The sequence below is a fragment of the Fictibacillus iocasae genome (genome assembly GCF_042665465.1).
Taxonomy (GTDB): domain Bacteria; phylum Bacillota; class Bacilli; order Bacillales; family Fictibacillaceae; genus Fictibacillus; species Fictibacillus iocasae.
In genome coordinates this window covers 1-1,324 of record NZ_JBHTCP010000027.1, presented here as the reverse complement: position 1 = coordinate 1,324, position 1,324 = coordinate 1, and the positions used below count along the sequence as shown (strand labels likewise).

General features: G+C 41.5%; 1 protein-coding gene. It reads right to left on the bottom strand.

Annotated elements, in window-relative coordinates; genetic code table 11:
* Positions 1-149 precede the first annotated feature (149 nt).
* Complete coding sequence (locus ACFQPF_RS11430) at positions 150-1,289, bottom strand: IS110 family RNA-guided transposase (protein WP_379749728.1); 1,140 nt, start codon at positions 1,287-1,289, stop codon at positions 150-152.
* Positions 1,290-1,324: the final 35 nt, after the last annotated feature.

Sequence of the window (1,324 nt, the reverse complement as noted above, 5' to 3'; positions counted from 1 at the left end):
TTTTTCTGTGAAAATAATTAAATCCATAGCTCTTTTGTATACGGATCTTTTTGAAAGGTAATCCTTAAAATATCCTAAAAAGCCAATAAGAAAGCTAAGCTACCTCTCCTAAAGGTAACTTTGTATAAACTTATCTGGTTTTGGATATCCTAAGAAGTTAGCTTTTCCTGATAGGGCTCCTTGTTGATTAACATGGAGTAAATGATTCGAAGCATTCGATGCGATGTGGCAACGAGTGCTTTTTTCTTGCCTCTTCTCGATGCAAGGGACCAGTATTGGTTGGCAATCAATCGATTTTTGCATCTCGACGCTGCCCAAGCTGCTTCACACATGGCGGATTTAATATGCGGATTCCCTTTTGTCGTACGCGTGCTTTTCCGTTTACCTGCACTTTCATAGTTGCCAGGTGAGACGCCTGCCCATGAGGCTAAGTGCTGCGAAGTGGGAAACTGCGTCATATCCACGCCGATTTCCGCAATAATAATGGCTGCCGTTTCTTTTTTAATACCTGGGATGGTGACCAAGATCTCCATCTCTTCTTTATAGTTGACTAAGATGTCATCCATTCTTTCTTCTATACGCGAAATGGCTTGTTCAAGATAGATAATGTGTTCCCAAGAATGCTTGATCAAAAAGGTTTGATGTTCGTTCAATGTTCCAAATAAAGAGTCGACGATATGATCTTTTTTAGGCATCATCTTTCCGTGGATGCTTTTTCCGACGTCCTCTTCACCGACAAAACCTTGTTCAATTAGCCGTGTCAGGAGCTTCCTTCCAGACACACCAAATACGTCAGAGATAACAGAACTCAGCTTTATATTGGAACACTCAAGAACTTTTTGAATTCGGTTCTTTTCGGAAGTTAAATGACCAATCTGCTTTTTGCGCAGCCGCGTTAATTCTCTCAACTCCCGTATATCTATTGAAGGTACGAAACTCTTCTCAATTAAGCCGTATCGAAGCAGTTTGGCAATCCATTCGGCGTCGGAGACGTCCGTTTTTCTTCCTGGTACATTCTTGATTCTCTGTGCATTCGCCAAAGTAATGTCAAAGAAACCTTCTAAGATGTTAAAAACGGGCTTCCAGTAAACCCCGGTGCTTTCCATGGCAATGTGTGACACCTCATACTCTTCCAGCCACTTTAGTAGGCGAAAGAGATCTTTTGTAAGAGTAGGGAAGGTTTCCGTCACACACTGAGTTTCTTCATCTGCTTCACCGATCAAAACACAAGCTACAATCGTTTGAGAATGTACATCTAAACCTGCACATCGCTTCACTAAAACATCCATGTCAAACTCCTCCAACCTTTAAAGATCACAAACAG